General features: G+C 67.8%; 19 protein-coding genes and 1 pseudogene. 14 read left to right on the top strand and 6 right to left on the bottom strand.

Features of this window, described 5'->3' with window-relative positions:
* Window positions 1-149 precede the first annotated feature (149 nt).
* The 4 genes and pseudogenes from NC4_RS26390 to NC4_RS26375 all read right to left on the bottom strand — a co-directional run bounded on the left by NC4_RS26390 (window position 150) and on the right by NC4_RS26375 (window position 3,870).
* A complete protein-coding gene (locus NC4_RS26390) occupies window positions 150-926 on the bottom strand; it encodes a DeoR/GlpR family DNA-binding transcription regulator (RefSeq protein ID WP_067543404.1) in 777 nt (258 codons plus the stop codon).
* Between the two features lie 15 nt (window positions 927-941).
* Window positions 942-1,766: a carbohydrate ABC transporter permease gene (locus NC4_RS26385; RefSeq protein ID WP_067543400.1), complete on the bottom strand. Its 825-nt coding sequence runs from the start codon at window positions 1,764-1,766 to the stop codon at window positions 942-944.
* A complete protein-coding gene (locus NC4_RS26380; RefSeq protein WP_067543397.1) occupies window positions 1,763-2,659 on the bottom strand; it encodes a carbohydrate ABC transporter permease in 897 nt (298 codons plus the stop codon). Before NC4_RS26380 ends, NC4_RS26385 begins: the two co-directional genes overlap by 4 nt.
* 95 nt (window positions 2,660-2,754) lie before the next feature.
* Window positions 2,755-3,870 (bottom strand): annotated as a pseudogene (locus NC4_RS26375) (ABC transporter substrate-binding protein).
* Between the two features lie 160 nt (window positions 3,871-4,030).
* Here NC4_RS26375 and NC4_RS26370 point away from each other — a divergent pair.
* From NC4_RS26370 to NC4_RS26320, 12 genes are all read left to right on the top strand, one after another.
* A complete protein-coding gene (locus tag NC4_RS26370; RefSeq protein WP_067543394.1) occupies window positions 4,031-4,948 on the top strand; it encodes an SIS domain-containing protein in 918 nt (305 codons plus the stop codon).
* Window positions 4,949-4,963: 15 nt separating this feature from the next.
* Window positions 4,964-5,899, top strand: a complete 936-nt coding sequence (locus tag NC4_RS26365; protein ID WP_084529786.1) for an ROK family protein — start codon at window positions 4,964-4,966, stop codon at window positions 5,897-5,899.
* Between the two features lie 49 nt (window positions 5,900-5,948).
* A complete protein-coding gene (locus NC4_RS26360; RefSeq protein ID WP_245721930.1) occupies window positions 5,949-6,752 on the top strand; it encodes an amidohydrolase family protein in 804 nt (267 codons plus the stop codon).
* 15 nt (window positions 6,753-6,767) lie between these two features.
* Window positions 6,768-7,097 carry an amidohydrolase family protein gene (locus NC4_RS43215; RefSeq protein WP_245721929.1) on the top strand — a complete coding sequence of 110 codons (330 nt, stop codon included), beginning with the start codon at window positions 6,768-6,770 and terminating at the stop codon, window positions 7,095-7,097.
* Window positions 7,094-8,098, top strand: coding sequence for a hexose kinase (locus tag NC4_RS26355; RefSeq protein WP_067543595.1), 1,005 nt, complete (start codon window positions 7,094-7,096; stop codon window positions 8,096-8,098). Before NC4_RS43215 ends, NC4_RS26355 begins: the two co-directional genes overlap by 4 nt.
* Entirely contained in the window at window positions 8,095-8,919 is an 825-nt protein-coding gene (locus NC4_RS26350) for a class II fructose-bisphosphate aldolase (protein ID WP_067543391.1), read from the top strand. Before NC4_RS26355 ends, NC4_RS26350 begins: the two co-directional genes overlap by 4 nt.
* A 100-nt stretch (window positions 8,920-9,019) precedes the next feature.
* On the top strand, window positions 9,020-9,964 hold the full coding sequence (locus tag NC4_RS26345; RefSeq protein ID WP_067543592.1) for a hexose kinase: 945 nt from the start codon (window positions 9,020-9,022) through the stop codon (window positions 9,962-9,964).
* 91 nt (window positions 9,965-10,055) lie between these two features.
* The gene (locus NC4_RS26340) at window positions 10,056-10,463 is read left to right on the top strand and encodes a hypothetical protein (RefSeq protein WP_157555213.1); all 408 of its coding nucleotides are present in this window, start codon (window positions 10,056-10,058) and stop codon (window positions 10,461-10,463) included.
* 102 nt (window positions 10,464-10,565) lie between these two features.
* Window positions 10,566-11,372, top strand: coding sequence for an ABC transporter ATP-binding protein (locus NC4_RS26335; RefSeq protein WP_067543385.1), 807 nt, complete (start codon window positions 10,566-10,568; stop codon window positions 11,370-11,372).
* Entirely contained in the window at window positions 11,369-12,121 is a 753-nt protein-coding gene (locus NC4_RS26330; RefSeq protein ID WP_067543382.1) for an ABC transporter permease, read from the top strand. The genes NC4_RS26335 and NC4_RS26330 overlap by 4 nt, the downstream gene beginning before the upstream one ends.
* An 8-nt stretch (window positions 12,122-12,129) precedes the next feature.
* Window positions 12,130-12,924 carry an ABC transporter permease gene (locus NC4_RS26325; protein ID WP_439957559.1) on the top strand — a complete coding sequence of 265 codons (795 nt, stop codon included), beginning with the start codon at window positions 12,130-12,132 and terminating at the stop codon, window positions 12,922-12,924.
* A gap of 79 nt (window positions 12,925-13,003) precedes the next feature.
* Entirely contained in the window at window positions 13,004-14,110 is a 1,107-nt protein-coding gene (locus NC4_RS26320) for an ABC transporter substrate-binding protein (RefSeq protein WP_067543379.1), read from the top strand.
* A 61-nt stretch (window positions 14,111-14,171) separates the two neighbouring features.
* Here the strand turns inward: NC4_RS26320 and NC4_RS26315 are convergent, their stop codons facing one another.
* Both NC4_RS26315 and NC4_RS26310 read right to left on the bottom strand, forming a co-directional pair.
* A complete protein-coding gene (locus NC4_RS26315) occupies window positions 14,172-15,197 on the bottom strand; it encodes an XdhC family protein (protein ID WP_067543586.1) in 1,026 nt (341 codons plus the stop codon).
* 17 nt (window positions 15,198-15,214) lie between these two features.
* Window positions 15,215-15,943 carry a nucleotidyltransferase family protein gene (locus tag NC4_RS26310; RefSeq protein ID WP_067543376.1) on the bottom strand — a complete coding sequence of 243 codons (729 nt, stop codon included), beginning with the start codon at window positions 15,941-15,943 and terminating at the stop codon, window positions 15,215-15,217.
* Window positions 15,944-16,044: 101 nt separating this feature from the next.
* Here NC4_RS26310 and uraD point away from each other — a divergent pair, with 101 nt between their 5' ends.
* Together uraD and uraH are read left to right on the top strand one after the other, a co-directional pair.
* Window positions 16,045-16,551: a 2-oxo-4-hydroxy-4-carboxy-5-ureidoimidazoline decarboxylase gene (uraD, locus tag NC4_RS26305; protein WP_067543373.1), complete on the top strand. Its 507-nt coding sequence runs from the start codon at window positions 16,045-16,047 to the stop codon at window positions 16,549-16,551.
* Entirely contained in the window at window positions 16,548-16,868 is a 321-nt protein-coding gene (gene uraH, locus NC4_RS26300; RefSeq protein WP_067543371.1) for a hydroxyisourate hydrolase, read from the top strand. The genes uraD and uraH overlap by 4 nt, the downstream gene beginning before the upstream one ends.
* Window positions 16,869-16,884 lie beyond the last annotated feature (16 nt).

The raw sequence follows: 16,884 nt of genomic DNA, 5'->3' as shown, positions 1-16,884 counted from the left end.
GCGGGGACATGAGCAGATAGCCGAGGAGGGTGCCGGTCAGATTGGGTGCGGGGAGTTCGAGCATGGGCGGTCCTCTGGTGCCGAAGTCGATGCACCGTAGCGTAATTGCGCGTTTATGCTCTGTCTATAGGAAAATCAATCATTAACAATCAGACTTGCTCGATATGCATACCCGCATCCCGAATCTCCGCGAGCACATCCGGATTCGCGTCGGTATCGGTGACCAGCACGTGCAGCTGATCGATGGGACAGATCCGGGCCAGCGCCGAACCGCCCAGTTTGTCGGAGGTGGCGACCACGATGACCCGCCGCGATCGCCGCACCATCTCGGCGTTCACCCCGGCCTCGCCCAGGTGCGTGCACTGCGCCCCGCCCTCGACCGACAGCGCGTTGACGCCGAGAATCAGTGTGTCCACCCGTAATTCGGCCAGCGACCGCTCGGCCAGCGGACCGTGCAGCTCATAGGATTCCCGCCGCGCCATACCGCCCAGGCAGATGGTGCGCAGATGCGGCCGCAGCACCATCTCCGCGGCGATGTTCAGGGCATTGGTGACCAGGACGAGTTCATTGCCGAGATCGGAGCGCCCGGCCAGCGCGCGGGCCGTGGCGGTCGTGGTGGTGCCGCCGTTGAGCGCCACCACCGTATTCGAATCCACCAGCGCGGCAGCGTGTTCGGCAATGCGCTGTTTGGCCTCGTCGCCCTGCCGGTACCGGGCGGGCAGATCGTAGGCGACCGAGGTGGCCACGATGCCGCCGTGGGTGCGCGTCGCGAGCTGCTGATCGGCGAGGGCGGTGAAATCGCGCCGGACCGTGGCGGCGGAGACGCCGAGGCGTTCGGCGGCCTCCTCCACCGACAGCCGCCCGGTCTCGGCCAGCAGTTCCAGCAGCCGGTTCCATCGTGTGGACCGGTCGGCCGCAGCCGTCACCTGAACCCTCCTCGTTTACTTCACGCTGCCAGCAGTCAGACCCGATACCAGGCGTTTCTCGATCACGGCGAAGAGGATGACGACCGGCACGATACCGACCGTAGAGATGGCGAAGACGTATTGCCAAGCCGTGTCGTATTGGCCGATGAACTTGGTCAGGGCCACCGACAGCGGCTGATTCTTGTCGGTGGTCAAGATGACCAGGCTGGCGGCGAATTCGTTCCAGCAGGCGACCACGGTGAAGATGGTGGCGGTCACGATGCCGGGCCACACCAGCGGCAGGCTCACCCGGGTGAGGATCTGCCAGCGCGAGAGCCCGTCCAGCTGGGCCGCCTCCTCGATCTCCACCGGTACCGAGGCGAAGAAGCTGTGCGGGATCCACACCGCGAACGAGAGATTGAACGCCGAGTTCACCAGGATCATGGCCAGCAGGGTGTCGTCGGTGCCGAGGGTGAAGAACTCCCGCATCAGGCCCGCCACCAGGACCGTCGGCTGCAGCATCTGGGTGATGAGCACCAGGCCCAGGAAGGCCGCGCGGCCCGGAAAGCGCTGCCGCGCGGTGTAATACGCGGCGGGGACCGCCACCAGCAGCACCAGCAGGGTCGCGACCGTCGAGATGATGATGGTGCTGGCCAGGTTGTACGGCAGCGGAGTCTCCGGGGTGTCCCACATGGTGGAGTAGTTGTCCGGATGCCACTGCTGCGGCAGATAGGTGGGCGGGATGCGCAGGATCTCGGCGCGCGATTTCAGGGAGCCGAGCAGCATGGCGATATACGGGATCAGGAACAGCGCGGCAAGCAGCACGCCCACCGCGGTGAGTCCCCAGCGGCGCTGCCTCATGAGTCCACCCGATCGGCGGGCCTGATCACCTTCACGTAGATCGCGATAATGCTGATGATAAGGACGAAGTGCAGCACGCTCATGGCCGCCGCGGTGTCCACCTGCCGGTTCTGCTGAATCAGCTTGAAGGTCAGCGTGGTGGTGGTGTCGGCGTCGAATCCGGCGATGCTGCCGGTGAGCACCTGCAGGATGGGCAGCGAATTGAAGACATTGATGATGTTGATGATGGTGGCCACCGCAATGGCCGGGCGCAGCTGCGGCAGGGTCAGATAGCGGTAGCGCTGCCAGGAATTCGCGCCGTCCACCCGGCCCGCCTCGTCCAGCTCGGCCGGAATCGATTGCAGCCCGGCCAGAATCGTGTACGTGGTGAAGGGGATGGACACGAAGACCGCCACCCCGATGGCCACGATGAACGCCTGCGTGGGCTGTTTGGTGAAGCCGTAGCCGCGCTCCAGCAGGCCGATATCCACCAGGAACCGATTGGCCAGGCCCACATCGGGATCCAGCAGGTAGTAGAAGATGGTCGTGGTCATGACCACCGAGGCCGCCCACGGCACCAGCACCGCCAGCCGCACCGCCGTGCGGCCCGGGAAATCCTTGTTCAGGAACTGCGCCAGCGCCGCGGAGAGCAGCAGGGTGACGAACACGACCGCGACCACCCAGACCACCGTGTGCCACAGGATCGAGCCCAGCTCCGGAATATCGAACAGCGCACGGTTATTCGCCAGTCCGGCCGGGCCGCGATCCTGGCCGTACTGGCTCAGATCGCGGGTGCTGGTCCAGATCATGTACCCGGCCGGGAAGACCACGATGGCCGCGATCAGCACCAGCACCGGGCCGATCCACGGCAGGGCGGCCAGCCCCGCCGTGAATCGGGTTCTGCCCTTGCTCAATTCGCCGCTGCCTGGATCTTCTTCAGTACGTCGGCCGGGTCCGCGCCCTGGGCGATGGTGCCCATGTTCTGCTGGATGGAGCCTTGTACCGCGGCCTAGTTCGGGTTGTTGCTGGGGTAGAACTGGGCGACCGGCAGGGTGGCGCCGAAGATCTTGGTCACCGGATCGTCGGCGAGCGCCTGCACCGCGCTGGTGGTGATCGGGATGAAGTGCTCGTTCTTCACGAAATCGGCGTAGACGGCCGCCGAGTAGAAGTAGTCGAGGAACTTCTTGATGGCGGCCTGCTTGCTGCCGTCCTTCTTGAAGGCCATGAGGTGATCGGCCACGCCGAGGGTCACCGGCTGACCGGACTCCGTCGGCGTCGGCGCGGTCGCGTACTTCAGGGCGGGATTCTTCTCGGCGATCTGGCCGATGGTGGGCGGCAGGCCCTCGATCATGCCGATCTTGCCCTGTATGAAGGAGTTGATCACGTCCTTGCGATCGGTGGCGCCCGGATTCGGCTGGGTCACATTGGCATCCGCGAGGGCCTTCATGGCGCGCACGCCATCCAGGTTGTCCGGGGTGTCGATGGTGAGCTTGTCGCCGTCGGCCCATTGACCGCCCGCGCCGAAGATCCAGATGGAGGACTCCGCCTGCGCCTCTTCCTTGCCCAGCGGCAGGCCGTAGCCGGAGACGCCGCCGCCGAGGGCCTGGATCTTGGTGGCCGCGTCGGTCAATTCGGCCCAGGTCTTGGGTGGGGTCGTGATACCGGCCTTCGCGAACAGCTCGGTGTTGTAGAACGGCGTGCGGGTGGAGGCGAACAGCGGTAGCGCTCACTGGGTTCCGTCGATGCTGGCGTTCTTGGCGAAGGCGGGCTGGATATCGGAGATCACCGACGGCGAGACGATATCCGTTGCCGGGTAGAGCATTCCATCGGTGGCGAAGCTGGAGTAGGCGTCGATGTTCAGGATGTCGGGGGTGCTGTCCTGGGACTGGAGCTTGGTGCGCACCACATCGTTGATCGAGTTCCAGGATTCGATCTGCAGGTTGACCGTGACGCCCCCGCTCTGCGCCTCGAAGCCAGCGATGATCTTGTCCCACAGGGCTTTCGTGCCGTTCGCGCCGTCGCTGTAGGACGGCACCAGCAGATTGATGGTGTTCGGGTCATTGGCGGAGTCGTCATCGGAACCGAATCCGCAGGAGGTGATTGCGAGGGTGGCCGCGGTGAGCATCGCGACGCCTGCCACTACGCGGTGAAGTCGTCTATTCACGAATGGAGCCTTTCGATCACACACCCGGCCGGAATCGCGGATGATGAACTCGATCGGGTGATCGGTGTCGAATCTAACTCACTACATGATTGATATTGACTACTTTGGCTGTAAATTTGACATGAACGATCACCGGGCGCAGGCTGTTCTGGTGCTGACGTATCTAGCCGCCGAGGTCGAGTCTCAGCCGGATTGCTGGGCCCGCGCCGCGGCCATCGCCGCCGACCATCGCGAACTACTTCCCGCGGGCGGTGAGCGCGTGGCGGTGATCGGATGCGGGACCTCCTATTACATGGCCGGAGCCATTGCCGCACTGCGCGAGTCGTCCGGCCAGGGCCTGACCGATGCCTGGCCCGCCGGGCAGCCGCCGCGCACTCGCGAGTACGACCGCTACCTGGTGATCTGCCGCTCCGGAACGACCACCGAGGTGGTCGACGCCCTGCGCGCGCTGCCGGAGGGCGTGCCGCGCACCGTGATCTGTTCCAGCCCCGGCACTCCCGTGCTCGAGCTGGCCGCGCCCATCCTCATCGACGAGGCCGATGAGCATTCGGTGGTCCAAACCCGGTTCGCCACCACCACTGTGGCGATCCTGCGCGCACATCTGGGTGAAGATCTGGCCCCCGTCATCGCCCAGGCTCGCGCCGTGCTCGCCGAGGATCCCGCCGTATCCCTGGCCTCGGTCCGCTATGCCGACCAGATCACCTTCACCGGAATGGGTTTCGCCGCCGCGCTGGCCGACGAGGCCGCCCTGAAACTCCGCGAATCCTGCCAATCCTGGACCGAGTCCTACCTGTCCACCGAATACCGGCACGGCCCCATCAGCATTGCCGCCCCCGGCCGCGCCGTCTGGGCGCTGGGCCCCCAGCCCACCGGCCTGCCCGCCGCCGTCGCCGCCACCGGCGCCCATCTCGAACACCGCCGGATCGACCCCATGGCGGAACTCGTTCGCGTACACCGTCTCTGCGTCCTCCGCGCCGCCGACCTCGGCCTGGACCCCGACCACCCGCGCAGCCTGACCCGCTCGGTGGTCCTCGACTGAGTTTGGAGCTCGGCAGTGCAGCAAGATTCGACCCCCCTCGAACCCGATGCGCTGGTGCTCGGCCTGGACGTCGGCGGCACCACCATCAAGGCCGAGATCACCGACGCCGCAGGTGCGGTCCTCGCCTCCGGCGCGGTGGCCACCCCGCACGGCGAGGCCGCCTTCGACGCCATGCTCGAACTCGGGGACAAGCTGCTGGCCGAACTCCCGCCCGCCGACCGCCCCCGCGTCGCCCGCGCCGCCGTCCTACTCCCCGGCGTGGTCGACACCGCCGCCTCGATCGCGGTCTTCAGCGCCAATATCGGCTGGCGCGACGTCCGGGTCGGCCCCCGCTTCACCGACCGCTGGTCCATGCCCGTCCTCCTCGAACACGATGTCACCGCCGCGGGCTGGGCCGAATGGCGCTTCGGCGCGGGCCGCGCCCACGACACCGTCCTGGTCGTCGTCATCGGCACCGGCATCAGCGGAACCCTCTCCGTCAATGGCGGATTCGTCCGCGGCGCCCTCGGCCAAGCGGGCGAATACGGCCACATCCCGGTCCGCAAGAACGGCCTCCCCTGCCCCTGCGGCAACACCGGCTGCGTGGAAACCCTGGCCTCCGCCCCCGCCATCACCCGCGCCCACGCCCGCCGCACCGGCCACGAATACCCCAGCGCCGCAGACATCTTCGCCCGCCTCCCCGATGATCCGGCCGCCCGGGCAGTCGTCACCGACGCTGTGGAAGCCCTGGCCGACGGCCTGATCGGCATAGTCCACGCCGTCTGCCCCGAACTCATAGTCCTGGGCGGTGGCCTCGCGGGCGCAGGCGAAGCCCTCGCCCACCCCCTCCACCAAGCCCTCACCACCCGCCTCCGCCTCGTTCCGGCCCCCGCCGTCGTCATCGGAACCTTCGGCGCCCGAGCCGGATTGACCGGCTCCGCCCTCTTGGCCCGCCACGGAGCCCTGATATGACCGGCTCGATACGGGTGGCGCGGTGAGCGGGTGGGGAGCGGGAGGGACCGTGGGGGTGCATGTTCGGGGGCGGATCGTGTCGGCGGCGCACGATATCGACGACGGGGTGGTGTCGATCGACGGCGAGCGGGTCGCCCGGGTGCGGACCACTGCCGAATGGCGGGCGGCGCATCCGGATTGGGGACCTTTGCCGTTCCTGGGCATACTGTTGCCCGGGCTGGTCGACATTCACAATCACGGTGGGGCCGGGCATCGGTTCGATACCGTCGATCCGGCGGAAGCGGCTGCTGCTGCGGCGTTTCATCGCGGGCGGGGGACCACGACCGTGCTGGCGGGGATTGTGACGGCCGCGCCCGACGCGATGGTGGATCAGGTCGCCGCGCTGCGGGACCTGGCCGCGGACGGGGTGATCGGCGGGATCCATATCGAGGGGCCATTTCTGTCCGGATCCCGGTGCGGAGCGCACGATCCGGGGTTGCTGCTCGATCCGGACGTCGCATTGACCGACCGCCTGCTGGCGGCGGCCGAAGGGCAGGTGCGGGTCATGACCATCGCACCGGAGCGCGCTGGATTTGCCGAGGTCGCGCGGCTGCTGGCCGAGCGCGGCGTCACGGTATCCCTGGGCCACAGCGATGCCGTGTTCACCGATTTCCGGAATGGGCTGCGGCCCAACGGATTCGGTAGATCCGTCACTCATCTGGGCAATGGCATGCCGCCCATGCATCACCGCGCGGCCGGGCCGGTGGCGGGAGCCTTGGCTGCCGCCGCGAGCGGGGACGCGACCGTCGAGCTTATCGGCGACGGCGTTCACATCGACTCCGGTTTCGCGGCAATGGTCTTCGCGGTGGCGTGAGACCGGGTCGCATTGGTGACCGATGCCATGGCCGCCGCCGGTATGGCCGACGGGGTCTATCGACTCGGGCCGCAGGAGGTGCGCGTGAGCGATGGCGTGGCACGGGTGGCGAGCGGGTCCATTGCCGGTGGGACGGCCGACCTGTTGCAGTGCGTGCGCTGGGTGGTCCGGGAATGCGGGGTCCCGCTGCGCGATGCCGTGCGCGCGGCAACGCAAACCCCCGCCACCACAGCGGGATTGACCGATGTCGGGGAACTGCGGCCCGGCACGTTCGCGGACCTCATCGTCGTCGACGACGAACTGCGCCTACAGCGGGTGCTGCACCGCGGGCGGTGGGCGTCATGATCCTCACCGTCACCGCGAACCCCGCGTACGACCTGACCTACCGAATGGCGAAGTTCGAATACGGCGCGGTACAGCGGGTCCCGGAAGTCGAACAGCGGGTCGGCGGCAAGGGCCTCAATGTGGCGCGAGTCCTGCGAAGCCTAGGCGTCGAGTGCATGGCGACAGGCTTCGCAGACCTCGCCTTCGCAACCGCCGCCGGACGTGAACTACCGGTCGACTTCGTGACCTGCCTGCCGTGGGTACGGCGAACCGTCGTGATCACCGAAGCGAACGGGACCACCACCGGCCTGTGGGAACCCGGTGCGCCACTGCCCGATCCAAGCTCGGTGCACCAACTCCGCGCCAAGATCACCGAACTCCTACCCCGGGCGCACGGCCTGGTGATCTCGGGTTCCCTGCCGAAAGGCGTGGGCCCCTCCCTACCCGCACAACTGGCCGGGCTAGCGACCGCCGCCGGAATCCCCGTCATCTGCGATGTGGACGGCGAAGCCCTGCGCCACGCGTCCCGAGTGCCCGGCGTCGTCCTCATGCCCAATGCCGACGAACTGCACTCCCTTACCGGTGCCACCCCGAGCACCCCCGCAGAGGTCGCAACAGCAGCCGGTCCGCTCCTATCCGGGGGCGTAGCCGCAATCATCGCCACCCGAGGCCCTGACGGGATGGTCGCCATCACCCCGCACGGCTCCTGGTCCGCCCACCTCCCAACCCCCATCCAAGGCAACCCCACCGGCGCAGGCGACGCCGCCGCAGCCTCCGCCATCACCACCCTCCGAGCTCATCAGCGGCGCATGTATTCACGCGAGAGACACGCCGGTAGTCGGCAGCATGAGTACCTGCTCGCGAGGGAGTGGGGTGGGTTGTTGGTGGGGGCGGTGGCTGTTTCGGGGGCTGCGGTGGGGATGCCCCTGGCTGGGGAGATCGACCTCGGGGTGCGGGATCGGCTGGTGGGGGCTGTTGTTGTCGAATCGGTGAGAGTGCCGGACGTTCGGGAGTTTTCATGACGTTGCTACCTGTTCCCGAGCTCATCGCGCTGGCGCGGCCGGGTGGGTTGGGGGCGTTCAATGTGATCACCCTCGAGCATGCGGAGGCCATTGCGGCGGCGGCCGAGGAGGTGGGCAGGGCTGCGATTCTGCAGATTTCGGAGAACACGGTGAAGTATCACGGGGGGCTCAAGCCGCTCGCGCGGGCTTGTTTGCAGATAGCGCAGGACAGTTCGGCGGCGCTCGGGGGGCATTTGGATCACGCCACGGAACGCGGGCTGATCGAGGAAGCCGTGGAGGTCGGGTTGAACCCCGTCATGTTCGACGGGGCGCGGCTGGACTATGCGGAGAATATTGCCGCGACTGCGGAGATTGCGAAGTGGTGTGCGGCGCGGGAGGTGTTCGTGGAGGCCGAACTCGGGGAGGTTGGGGGTAAGGACGGTGCGCATGCGCCGGGGGTGCGGACCGATCCGGAGGAAGCGGCCGAGTTCGTGGCGGTAACGGGGGTTGACGCGTTGGCGGTGGCGGTGGGGTCGGTGCATGCCATGCAGACGCGGGGGGCGGCGCTGGACGACGGATTGATCGCTCGGCTGGCGGCGCGGCTGCCGGTGCCGCTGGTCTTGCACGGATCTTCCGGTGTCCCAGACGAGGGTCTGCGGGCGGCGGTGCGGCACGGGATGGTGAAAATAAATATCGGAACGCGGCTGAATATTGCTCTCACCGCGGCGGTGCGGGCCGCGCTGGAAGGAAATTCCGCGTCGGATCCGCGAAAATACCTGGGGCCGGGGCGATTCGGAATGCAGCGGGATGTGGTGAACCATTTGCGTGTGTTGAACGTATGACCGGGTGATGGGTGGGGCGCATCTGAGACGGCACAGACATTGAGTGCCATAGTGCGAACGAAAGCTTGCGTCCGGGTGCCCGGCGTGCAGAGTGGTACTGGTGATCCTCACCGTGACCATGAACCCGGCCTATGACATGACCTACCGGGTCGAGCATTTCGAGCGGGGGCGAGCACACCGGGTGCGGTCGGTGGATCAGCGGCTCGGCGGACGCGGCATCAATGTCACGCGCGTGCTCAACCAGCTCGGGAAATACGCGCGCGCCACCGGTTTCTCGGATCACTCGTTCGCCGCGGCGGCCTCGCTGGAGATGCCGGTGGATTTCGTGCACGCCCTGCCCTGGGTGCGGCGCACGGTGGTCATCAGCGAATCCGACGACGGCACCGCCACCGCGCTCTGGGAACCCGGGCCGCGTATTTCCGAACCGCGCGCCGTCGACCAGCTACGCGTCCGGGTGGCCGGACTGCTCTCGGATATGACCGGCCTGGTGATCGCGGGATCGCAGCCCGGCGGCGTGGATCCCGGCCTGCCCGCCGAGCTGGCGCGCCTGGCGATCGCGGCGGGGGTCCCCACCATCTGCGATTTCGACGGTCCGGCACTCGAACTCGCCGCCACCGTCCCGGGCATCACCCTCACCCCGAATACCGAGGAACTGGAACGCCTCACCGGCTGTCCAGCCACGACGGTCCCGGAGATACTGGCTGCGGTCGACCCCCTCATCGCCGATGGCGCGAATGCGGTCATCGTCACCCGCGGCGGTGCGGGCATGGTCGCGGTCACCGCCGATCGCGCGTGGTCGGCCGCCCTTCCACAACCTCTCGCGGGCAACCCGACCGGTGCGGGCGATGCCGCGGTGGCCGCCATCATCGCCGCCCTCGCCGCCGACCCGGCCCCGGACTGGCCCACCCTCCTGGCCGACGCCGTCGCCACTTCCGCTGCGGCCGTGGTCATCCCCGTGGCAGGGGAGATCGACCGCGTCCTCCGCGACCGCCTACTCCCGACGGTCCGCGTCCGCGAACTGGAATTCGTGGCCGCGCGCCCCTAGCCCGCAACAGGGGGTTGGCCAGTCGGCCGAGACCGCCGCCGGGCGGCGTGGTTTGACGGTGCGGGCCGGTCGGATTGGTACTGTCGTGCGGGTGTCGGACCTCGAATACCAGCAGGATCACGGATCGGGGGTGGACGACGGTTTTCGAATGCCGCGGGCGGTGCGCGTGGCGCAGGTCTTCGCGGTGGGGCTGGCACTGGTCGGGGTGGTGTGCGTGGCATCCGCGGGATGGTTGCTGGGGAGCAGGTCGGCGCTGATGACCGCCGTGCCGTTCCTCCCGGCCTGGTTGCTCGGTCTGGTGGCCTCGACATTCAATGCCGAAGGACAGTCGGTGCGGATCGGCGCGATCCTGCTTGCCGGACTGAACATGCTGTGGACGGTGCCGTCGATCACCGACGGACGGCCGCCCGGGCCCCTGGGGACGATCGTGTCGCTGGTGGTGATCGTGGCGCTGTTCCGGCGCGAGGCGCGGGATTGGTTCGAACCGTCCCAATGGTGAATCCGTGCGGTTAACCCGAAGCGGTGGCCGGACGTAACAACCCGGAAATCTCGTCCGCCGATTCGCAATCTCCGTGCAATTCCCGGCTCTTACTGTGGCCCTATGAGTTCGGAAGTGACCGCTGGTGGCACGGGTATTCACATCAGCGGGTTGAGCAAGACGTTCCGGTCGGGGCGGCGCACGGTGCAGGCCCTGGACGCGGTGGATCTGCACACCGAGCAGGGCGCGTTCCTGTCGCTGCTGGGTCCGTCCGGATGCGGGAAGTCCACGATCCTGCGGATTCTCGCCGGGCTCGACACCCCGACCGCGGGCACGGCGCGCATCAATGGCGAGACCCCGGCGGAACTGCGCCGCCGCCACGAGTTCGGGATCGCCTTCCAGGATTCGGCGCTGCTGCCCTGGCGCAGTGTGGAATCCAATATCAAACTGCCCTTGCAGGTGGCCGGGATGCCGGTCGATCCGAAGCTGATCGCGGACCTGATCCGGCTCGTCGGGCTGGAGGGCTTCGAGAAGGCCAAACCGGCACAGCTGTCCGGCGGTATGCGGCAACGGGTTTCGATCGCGCGCGCATTGGTCGTGAAGCCCACCATCCTGCTGCTCGACGAGCCCTTCGGCGCGCTCGACGATATGACCCGCCAGCGGCTCAATCTGGAACTGCTGCGCATCTGGACCGAAAAGCCCGCCACCACACTCATGGTCACGCACGGCATTGCCGAAGCGGTGTTCCTGTCCGATGTGGTCGCCGTCATGAGCCCGCGGCCCGGGCGCGTGGTGGAGGTCGTCGATATCGATCTGCCGCGGCCCCGCACCCCGGAGATGATGCGCAGCCCGGAATTCCACAAGCTGCACGACTACCTGTCCGAGCTGCTGTTCGGCCGCAGCGGACAGGGCGGGGTGACGGCGGAATGAGCACTCGGAAGTGGCTGGGCGGGGCCGCCGGAATCGCCGCCCTGCTCGCACTCTGGTCGATTCTCGCGGTGATGAACGTCGCGGGCGGGACCGTGCCCGGACCGTGGCGGGTGCTGCACACCATGTACACCGACGGCTGGGCGCTGTACGGACCCAATTTCGAAATCACGGCCTGGGGTGCGCTGCAAGGCTTCCTGTGGGGCAATCTGCTCGCCATCGCGCTCGCGGTGCTGGTGGTGTTGATCCCGCCCATCGAAATGCTGGTCACCCAGCTGGCCATCCTGAGCTACTGCACCCCGCTGCTCGCGCTCGGCCCGATCATCCTGGTGGTGTTCGGCGGCCGCACGCCCACGGTGTTCCTGGCCGCCATGTACTGCTTCTTCACCACCATGGTCGGCACCGTCTCCGGACTGCGCTCGGCCGACGGCACCAGCCTGGACCTGATCCGCGCCTACGGCGGCGGACGCTGGCAGCAACTGCGCCGCGTGCAATTGATCGCGGCGCTGCCGAACACCTTGGCCGCCTTGAAGATCGCCGCGCCCTCGGCGGTGCTGGGCGCCATCATCGGCGAATACCTGGGCGGCGTGGACAGCGGTATCGGCGTCGCGCTCACCGCGGCGCAGAACGCCTACGAGGTGCCGCGCACCTGGGGCATGGCCCTGGCCGCCGCCGCGCTCGCCGGGCTCGGCTATGCGCTGGTGGCGCTGGTGGCCCGGGTAGCGGTGCCGTGGACGCGAGCGGAGGCGTGATGAAGGCCCTGAACGTATTGCGGCCCATCGGGAGATTCCTGCTGCCGCTGCTGGTTTCGCTGATTTTGCTGGTCGCGCTGTGGTGGGGTTTCCTCCAGCTCTATCCGCAGGTCGGACTGGTCGGTAAGACGCCGGGCGATGTCTGGGCCTATCTGATGACCGGCCCGACCTCCGATACGGTCCGCCAGTCCATCTTCGGCGAACTCCGGATCACCCTGCGCGATGCCGCCATCGGGTTCGGTCTCGGCATGGGCGGGGCGCTGCTGGTGGCGGCGCTGTTCGTGGGCGTGCCCGCCGTCTCGCAGGCGTTCATGCCGGTGGCCATGCTGCTGCGCTCGGTGCCGCTGGTGGCGCTCACCCCGATCATTGTGCTCATCTTCGGCCGCGGCCTGCTCGGCGTCACCGTCATGGCCGCCATCGTGGTGTTCTTCCCGGCCCTCGTCATGATCATGACCGGGCTGCGTTCGGCGCCCAGGCAGGCCATGGAACTGGTTGCCGCATACGGCGGTTCGCAATGGACGGCGCTGCGCATGGTCGCCGTCCCGGCCGCGCTGCCCTCGGTGTTCGCGGCCGCGCGGGTCTCGGTGCCCGGTGCGCTCATCGGCGCCCTGCTGGGCGAATGGCTGGGCAGCGGCACCGGATTGGGCGCGGGCCTGATCCGCGCCATTCCCACCTTCCAGTACAACCGGCTGTGGGCGTCCATCGCGGTGGTGACGGTGGTGTCGGTCTTCGCCTACGCGGTGGTCGGCGTGCTGGAGAATCTGGTGCTGGCGCGCTTCGCTCCGCAGCAGGGCCGGGATTGAGAACACGAGTTAACCTGGCGCACACAAATGGCGGGGCGAAAGCAAAATATTCGAAATCGAAAGCCCTTACATTCGCCCCATGAGTCGTATGTCCCGGCCGAGTCCGGTCTCCCAGTTGTCCTTGGATCGGCGATCCTTCCTCCGCTACGCCGGAATCACCGGCGCGGTGCTGGGCGGTGCCGGACTGCTCGCTGCCTGCGGTGACGACTCGTCCGGGACGAGCAATGGCACCATTGCCGACGGATCGAAATACGGCACCGTGGCGGTGCAGCTGTCCTGGCTGAAGAACATCGAATTCGCGGGCGAGTACTTCGCCGATTCCAAGGGCTATTACAAGGAGGCCGGGTTCGGCTCGGTCAATCTCATCGCGGGCGGCGCGGCCAGCACCTCGGTGGAGGCGGGCCTCGGCACCGGCAAGGTGTGGATCGGCATGTCCGCGCCGCAGACCACCGCCCCCGCCATCCTGGAGGGGTTGAACGCCAAGATCGTCGGCGCGACATATCAGAAGAACCCCTTCTGCATCGTCAGCGCCATGGGCAAGCCCATCCGCTCCCCGCAGGACATGAAGGGCCGCAAGATCGGTGTGCAGGACACCAATCAGCTCATCTTCAATGCCCTGCTCACCGCCAACGGGATGACCCCGAGCGATGTCACCATCGTGCCCGCGCAGTTCGACCCGACCCCGCTCGCCAACGGAGAGGTCGACGGCTGGGTCAGCTATGTCGCCAATGAGCCGATCATCTTGAGCAGCAAGGGCTTCCCCAACTACAACTTCCTGTTCGCCGATTACGGGCTGCCGCTGGTGGCGGAGACCCTGACCGTGAAGCAGGAGACCATCGACAACGAGCGCGACAAGCTCAAGGCGTGGCTGCTGGCCGATACCAAGGGCTGGCGCGACGCCGTGGCGAGCCCGTCGGAGTCCGCGCGCCTGGCCGTCGAGGTGTACGGCAAGGATCAGCGCCTGGACCTGTCCGAGCAGACCATGGAGGCCGGGGCGCAGAACGACCTGGTCGTCTCGGCCGATACCAAGGCCAACGGGCTGTTCACCATGACCGACGAACTCATCGCCAAGAACATTGCCGCCCTGGCCAAGGCGAAGATCGATATCGCGGCGGACAAGCTGTTCGACATGTCGATCCTGAAGGAGCTCTACGCCGAGCATCCGGAGCTCAAGACGCCGGTGTGATCCGGAATGCGGCGGGGCCCAAGCCTTTCCGGCGCGGGCCCCGTTCCGCTGTGCTTCGGGACTACCGGACCAGGGTGGGCCGCAACGGGATCTCGCCGCTGTGCGTCGACAGCGATTCCGCGGTGCCGCTGTTGCGGACGGCGAGCATTTCCGCGGCAATGGCGATGGCGGTCTCGGCGGGGGTGCGGGCGCCGATATCGAGACCGGCGGGGGAGTGCAGGCGGGACAGGGTTTGATCGGTGAAGCCACCGGCGCGCAGCGCCTCCAGGCGGCGGTCGTGTGCGGTGTGGGAGCCCAGCGCGGCCAGGAATCCCACCTCGGGTAGTCGTAGCGCAATGGTGAGCAGCGGGATCTCGAACTTGGCGTCGTGCGACAGCACCACGATCGCGGTGCTGGAATCGATCTCGCCCGCCGCCGCCAGGGTATTCAGATACCGGTGCGGCCAGTCGACGATCACCTCGCAGCCCGGATACGCCTCGGAACTGGCGAAGGTCGGCCGGGCGTCGCAGACGGTCACCCGGTACCCCAGCAGCTTGCCCTGGGTGGCCAGCGCGGCGGTGAAAGCATTGGCGCCGAAAAGGATCAGCCGCGGCGGCCGCACGAACGAGGATACGAACACATCCGAATCCGGCAGCGACACCAGTTCGGTGGCATGGCGGCGATCGGTGACCAGATGCTGGCCGATCACATCCGGATTCGAATGCCACACCACGGTGAACACGGTGGCCTGCCGCTGCGCCGCGATATCCGCCGCCACATCCGGGAACTCGGGAAAATGCCTGCGCGAGAACGGTTCCGTGAATACATCCAGGCTGCCGGGGCAATCCATCCCGGCCTCGATCCCGCTGCCCGGCCCGAACCGGTGCAGCCCCCGATGTCCGGTCCGCGCGGATTCCCGCGCCGCCTCATAGGCCGCGGCCTCCGCGCAGCTCGCCGAAATCGATCCGAACGCCCGCCCCTCGGCGTCGACGACCATTGCCGCCCCGATCGGCATCGGCGTCGACCCCTGGGTCCGCACCAATGTCGCCAATCCGCCCGTTCGCCCGCTGTGCCACACCCGCAATAGATCGTCGACGATATCCCGCATCTTTACTTTGCTCCCGATCACCGTGTGCTGTCGCGCGGATAGTCCCGATCGATCCCCGTCGCCAAGTCGTCACACGTGACGCACACCATATCCGCTCGTTGCTTTAAATAAGTGCCCGCCCCCGAATTTCTCTCCGCATTCCCTACGGCCCCCGACCAGTGCGCGCGACCCAGAACCACCGGGTGGCCGGGCGTCCCGCGAAAGACCGCCCGCGCCAAACCGCTGGCACTTTCATATGCGGCGGCTATGACTCTGGCCACCGCATCGCCGCCGACATCCGGCGTATCCACCGGCATGATCGCCACGAATTCGGGCGGCCCGCCAGTGTTCCCACCGGTGGCATTCCCGTCCGAAGTAATCCCCGCCGCAACAGTCCCGCCCGCAGTCGTCCGCGCAGCAAGGTCGAGCCCGAGCCCCGGGGCGGCCGCCGCGGCGGCGATCCCGGCACGCAGTGAAGCGCTCAACCCAACCGCCCAATCGGCCGCCCAGACCGCCCGCACGCCCGGCGGCAATGCGATGCGGGGAGTTAGCGACACTAGCCACGAACAGTCGCCGCCCGGACCGGGCGCGCACCGCGCCGGACCCGTCGCACCGAGTACCACGATGACGCGGTCGCAGCCGCCGTCGCGTAGCGCGCCGATCGCCGACTGCAGCCAGGCGCCGTTCTCGGCCAGTGCTTTCGGCATCCCGTAGCGGGTCCCCGCACCCGCGGCCAGGACAATGCCGTCGCAGCGCGCGAGCGTCATGCGGGCAGAATTTCGGGGGGCATGCGGGCAGGGTAACGCTGCCCGGCGATGTTCGCTCCCCGAGTGGCGGGTGGTGTTGCCATGGCCGATCCTGGAGGGCGATGACCGACCACAAGATCGACCTCGAGGCTTTTGCCGGACTCTCGCCCACGGCCGCCGCCCAGCTGTTGCTGACATGCTGCTCGTCCCCCGCGTGGGCGCGGGCGGTGGCCGCGCGGCGACCATATGCGAGCCTCGAGGAGGTCCTGGTGGCCGCCGATGCCGAACTCGACGCGCTCGACGAGGCCGAGATCGATCTCGCACTGGCCGGGCATCCGCGCATAGGCGATCGGCCGGACAGCGCGAACTCGGCGCGCGAACAGGCGGGCATGGCCACCGCCGACGACGCCGTGCGCGCCGCCATTGCCGCGGGGAACCGCGAATACGAGGCACAATTCGGGCACGTGTATCTGGTGTGTGCCACCGGTAGGACGCCGGAGGAGCTGCTGAAGATACTCACCGAACGACTCGGGAACGAACCGGCCACCGAAAGGCGCATAGTGCGGGCGGAATTGGCGAAGATCAACCGGATCCGGCTGCGGCGCCTGCTGGGCGAGGACGCGGCATGAGCACGCTGAGCACCCATGTGCTGGACGCCGTGCGCGGAATACCCGCCGCCGGTATCGCGGTAACGCTGACCGAGGCGGACGGCGCGGAACTGGCGCGCGGCGTGACCGATGCCGACGGGCGAATCGCAGCGCTGGCCGGTGAACTGCCCGCAGGCACCTACCGGCTCTCCTTCGCCACCGGTGACTATTTCGCGGCCCAGGTCGTCGAAAGCTTCTATCCGGAGGTGACCGTCGCCTTCACCGTGACGGGCGAGCGGCATTATCACGTCCCACTGCTGCTGTCGCCCTTCGCCTTCTCGACGTATCGGGGCAGCTGAACGGCCCGGCGGCACC

This window comes from Nocardia crassostreae (assembly GCF_001613405.1).
GTDB lineage: Bacteria > Actinomycetota > Actinomycetes > Mycobacteriales > Mycobacteriaceae > Nocardia > Nocardia crassostreae.
The sequence above is the reverse complement of the archived record's forward strand: the minus strand, read 5'-3'. Positions and strand labels throughout refer to the sequence as shown.

What these genes read in the sequence shown, in the direction of transcription:
- NC4_RS26310 (WP_067543376.1), bottom strand. Translation starts at nt 15,943, where the DNA reads ATGACGCTCGCGCGCTGCGACGGCATTGTCCTGGCCGCGGGTGCGGGG.
- NC4_RS26370 (WP_067543394.1), top strand. Translation starts at nt 4,031, where the DNA reads ATGAACGATCACCGGGCGCAGGCTGTTCTGGTGCTGACGTATCTAGCC.
- NC4_RS26350 (WP_067543391.1), top strand. Translation starts at nt 8,095, where the DNA reads ATGACGTTGCTACCTGTTCCCGAGCTCATCGCGCTGGCGCGGCCGGGT.
- NC4_RS26335 (WP_067543385.1), top strand. Translation starts at nt 10,566, where the DNA reads ATGAGTTCGGAAGTGACCGCTGGTGGCACGGGTATTCACATCAGCGGG.
- NC4_RS26315 (WP_067543586.1), bottom strand. Translation starts at nt 15,197, where the DNA reads ATGCGGGATATCGTCGACGATCTATTGCGGGTGTGGCACAGCGGGCGA.
- NC4_RS26385 (WP_067543400.1), bottom strand. Translation starts at nt 1,766, where the DNA reads ATGAGGCAGCGCCGCTGGGGACTCACCGCGGTGGGCGTGCTGCTTGCC.
- NC4_RS26355 (WP_067543595.1), top strand. Translation starts at nt 7,094, where the DNA reads ATGATCCTCACCGTCACCGCGAACCCCGCGTACGACCTGACCTACCGA.
- NC4_RS26330 (WP_067543382.1), top strand. Translation starts at nt 11,369, where the DNA reads ATGAGCACTCGGAAGTGGCTGGGCGGGGCCGCCGGAATCGCCGCCCTG.
- uraD (WP_067543373.1), top strand. Translation starts at nt 16,045, where the DNA reads ATGACCGACCACAAGATCGACCTCGAGGCTTTTGCCGGACTCTCGCCC.
- uraH (WP_067543371.1), top strand. Translation starts at nt 16,548, where the DNA reads ATGAGCACGCTGAGCACCCATGTGCTGGACGCCGTGCGCGGAATACCC.
- NC4_RS26320 (WP_067543379.1), top strand. Translation starts at nt 13,004, where the DNA reads ATGAGTCGTATGTCCCGGCCGAGTCCGGTCTCCCAGTTGTCCTTGGAT.